The organism is Flavobacterium sp. (assembly GCF_021151785.1).
Lineage (GTDB): Bacteria > Bacteroidota > Bacteroidia > Flavobacteriales > Flavobacteriaceae > Flavobacterium.
Genome location: NZ_JAGKWP010000152.1, coordinates 1 through 3760 on the forward strand (window position 1 = coordinate 1; position 3760 = coordinate 3760).

3 protein-coding genes are annotated in these 3760 nt (G+C 30.7%); all 3 read left to right on the top strand.

All coding sequences use genetic code 11. The features are described 5' to 3' along the window. Nucleotides 1-124: 124 nt before the first annotated feature. The 3 genes from QZ824_RS10990 to QZ824_RS11000 all read left to right on the top strand — a co-directional run bounded on the left by QZ824_RS10990 (nt 125) and on the right by QZ824_RS11000 (nt 3657). Nucleotides 125-1330 (top strand): NAD(P)-dependent oxidoreductase, encoded by a 1206-nt coding sequence (locus QZ824_RS10990; RefSeq protein WP_291276062.1) that lies wholly within the window; start codon nt 125-127, stop codon nt 1328-1330. 170 nt (nt 1331-1500) lie between these two features. Then, nucleotides 1501-3156 carry an MFS transporter gene (locus tag QZ824_RS10995; protein ID WP_291276063.1) on the top strand — a complete coding sequence of 552 codons (1656 nt, stop codon included), beginning with the start codon at nt 1501-1503 and terminating at the stop codon, nt 3154-3156. Between the two features lie 78 nt (nt 3157-3234). Continuing rightward, nucleotides 3235-3657: a DUF2251 domain-containing protein gene (locus QZ824_RS11000; RefSeq protein ID WP_291276064.1), complete on the top strand. Its 423-nt coding sequence runs from the start codon at nt 3235-3237 to the stop codon at nt 3655-3657. Nucleotides 3658-3760: the final 103 nt, after the last annotated feature.

Here is a 3760-nt window from a genome sequence, read left to right on the forward strand (position 1 = left end):
AATTAATAGACTATAAAAAAATGAGAGGATGCCATGGTCAAAAGGTGAAAATATAACATTTTACCATTGAAAATGCTATATTTGTAACGCAAACAATCTAACTTACTAATAAATCTTTAACAAAATGAAGTTTGGAATCATAAAAGAAAGAAAAAATCCACCTGACAGACGTGTGGTTTTTACCCCAGATGAAATCCTTACTCTGAAGCACCATTTTCCTCAAGCTGAAATTGTAGTAGAGTCTTCAGATATTCGTATATTTTCAGATGAAAGCTATGAACAAAAAGGAATAACAGTTACTACAGATGTTTCAGATTGTGATGTCTTACTTGGTGTAAAGGAAGTTCCAGTTGATGCTTTAATACCAAATAAAAAATATTTTTTCTTCTCTCACACTATTAAAAAACAAGCTTATAATAGAAAATTACTTCAAGCAGTTTTAGCTAAAAATATAGAATTATTAGATCATGAAACTATTGTTAATGCTAATAATCAACGTTTGATTGGTTTTGGTCGTTATGCTGGAATTGTTGGTGCTTATAATGGTATTCGAGCTTTTGGAATTAAGTTTGAGTTATTTCAGTTGCCAAAAGCAGAAACGCTCCCAGATCAACAAGCTTTAATTGCACAATTACGAAAATTAATATTGCCTCCTCTTAAAATTGTTTTGACTGGTTCGGGTAAAGTAGCTTTTGGTGCTAAAGAAATGTTAGATGCTATGAAAGTTAAACAAGTTTCAGTTGAGGATTATTTAACTAAAACTTATACGCAACCTGTTTATACTTTTATAGATGTTTTAGATTATAATAAGCGTAAAGATGGACAACCATTTGATAAAAAAGATTTTTATGCTCATCCAGAAGCTTTCGAAAGTAACTTTGGGCGTTTTGCAGAAGTATCGGATATTTTCATTGCAGGACATTTTTATGGAAATGGAGCTCCAATTATTTTATCAAGAGAAATATTAGCTTCTCCTACCTGTTCTTTAAAAGTAGTAGCAGACATTTCTTGTGATATTGATGGTCCTGTGGCTTGTACTTTGCGCTCTAGTACTATTGCAGAACCTTTGTATGGATATTTACCAAATGAGCATAAAGAAGTGGATGTTTTTCATCCTGGGGCTATTGTAGTTATGGCAGTAGATAACTTGCCCTGTGAATTACCTAAAGATGCCAGTGAAGGTTTTGGAGAAATGTTTTTAAAACATGTAATCCCTGCGTTTTATAACCAAGATTCTGATGGTATTCTAGAGCGAGGAAAGATTACAGAAAACGGAAAACTGACACCACGATTTGCTTATTTGCAAGATTATGTAGATGGTAAAGAATAAAGTAAACATTAGTCTGTAACATAAAGTGTAATATTTTAGTTTATATGTTGAATTTTCATTTTATTTACTGTTATTATAAATGATTATATCCCGATTTCTCGGGATATTTTTTTGATAGAATAAATAAAGGTTTATATTTGTTTTAACTAATCAAAAACTAAAAATAAACAATGAATTCTAATCAACAAACGAATTATCCAGCGTTATATACCTTGATTACGGTATTCTTCTTTTGGGGTTTTATTGCTGCGGGCAATAGTATTTTCATTCCTTTTTGTAAAAGTTATTTTTCACTTGATCAATTTCAATCTCAATTAGTCGATTTTGCTTTTTATACGGCATATTACATTGGTGCCTTGTTACTATTTGCATTAGGCGATCGTTCAGGAAAGGATATTGTGGGAACTTGGGGTTATAAGAAAAGTATTGTTTACGGTTTATTATTTTCTGCTTTAGGTGCTGGAGCCATGATAGTTGCGGTTGAAGCAAGTGTATATTATGGTATGTTAGTAGGTTTGTTTATTGTTGCGCTTGGTTTTTCATTACAGCAAACAGCAGCTAATCCATTTGCTATTTTGTTAGGTGATCCTAAAACAGGTGCAAGCCGAGTAAATTTAGGTGGAGGAATTAATTCTTTTGGCACTACTATTGGTCCAATTGTAGTTGCTTTGGCCTTATTTGGAACTGCTGCTACTGTTTCAGATGAACAAATTAAAGCTTTGGCATTGAATAAAGTAGTGACATTATATATTTGTGTAGGCTTATTATTTTTGGCAGCTGCAGCTTTATTTTATTTTTCCAAAAAAGTTCCAACTGGAGTAGTTACAGAGCCTATTGAGAAAGCCAATAAAGCGTTGCGAACTTTAATTATAATGACCTTATTATTAGCTGCTTGTTTTGTTCCTATTTTTAAAACTTATCAAAACGAGGTTACTAGTTTAGATGTACAAGCCATGGCTGATTTAGAAACTTATCGTATGCGTTTTCTATTATTAGCCTTAGCTGTAGTTATTTTTGGAATTTTGTTTTCCTATCGATCAGCAAAGGTTAATTCAAATGGTTGGGGAGCGATGCAATATCCTCAGTTAGTATTAGGTATGTTAGCCATATTTGTATATGTAGGGGTAGAAGTAGCCATCGGAAGTAATTTAGGTGAGTTGTTGAAATTAGAGGAGTTTGGTAAATTAGCATCATCAAACATAGCACCATATATTTCTATGTATTGGGGAAGTTTAATGATTGGAAGATGGGCAGGAGCTATTAGCGTATTTAATTTAAAAGGTATGGCTAAAAATATAGCATTAATTTTTATTCCATTAGTCGCTTTTTCAATTATCTTATCTGTAAATATAATTTCAGGTAAAGATATGCAACCATTGTATTGGTATGTAGTTTGTGTATTAATTCAAATCATTGCATTTTTTATAAGTAAAGACAAACCAGCTCGTACTCTAATGGTTTTTGGATTATTTGGATTAAGTGCCATGCTTATAGGTTTATTTTCAACTGGAACAGTAGCTATATATGCTTTTTTATCGGGTGGATTAGCTTGTAGTATTATGTGGCCAGCTATTTTTAGTTTATCTATTATTGGTCTTGGTAAATATACTTCTCAAGGTTCAGCTTTTTTAATTATGATGATTTTGGGTGGTGGAATAATTCCTCCAATTCAAGGAAAGTTGTCCGATATTATTGGAATTCATCAATCTTACATTGTTTCTGTTCTTTGTTTTGCATATTTGACTTTGTTTGCGTTTCTAGTAAAAGGAATGTTGAAAAAACAAAATATAGATGTGGATAATATTGAGATTGAAGGAAACCATTAAAAAAATAGTATGACAGAAAAATAAACCCTAATTTTGAAAACTTGAAGTTAGGGTTTTATATTTTAAAAATTTAAAAAAATGAATAATCAGGTTAAATTAATAATCTATACAGAAGAATTATTAAACATAGGACATACTACTAGTATTGAATCTGAAGTGGAGAGTGGTAATTGTGTGGTTTTTCAAGATAATGGTGAAACAGGTTATTTTTATGCTATTGATATTATTAATGAAGAAATAATAGTCTTAGATGCTCTTCATATATATAATGTAAAAGATGTTATAAATACAAGTGATGATTGTTTAGTTAAAATTTTATGGACAGAAGATAAGACTAAAGCCATTTTATCAATCAATAATTATTATCACGCTTTGTTAGATTTTAAAAATAAGAAAGGTTATAGTCGAACAGGTTTTCCAGAAGCTAGCAAAGTTTGGAAATCACAAACAAATCGTCAATTAACCGACGCTCTGTTGGATGAACTGTTTTTTTTAGTATAGATTTGCTACTAAATTATAATCAGTTAACAATTTTCAAGTTCTGTATTAATTGCACGAATCAATTCTTCAATATAAATATCTTTTAAATTACGGAATTTAATAC

Bases quoted from the DNA above. Each gene is read 5' to 3' on its own strand.
- QZ824_RS10990 (WP_291276062.1), top strand. From the start codon at position 125: ATGAAGTTTGGAATCATAAAAGAAAGAAAAAATCCACCTGACAGACGT.
- QZ824_RS10995 (WP_291276063.1), top strand. From the start codon at position 1,501: ATGAATTCTAATCAACAAACGAATTATCCAGCGTTATATACCTTGATT.
- QZ824_RS11000 (WP_291276064.1), top strand. From the start codon at position 3,235: ATGAATAATCAGGTTAAATTAATAATCTATACAGAAGAATTATTAAAC.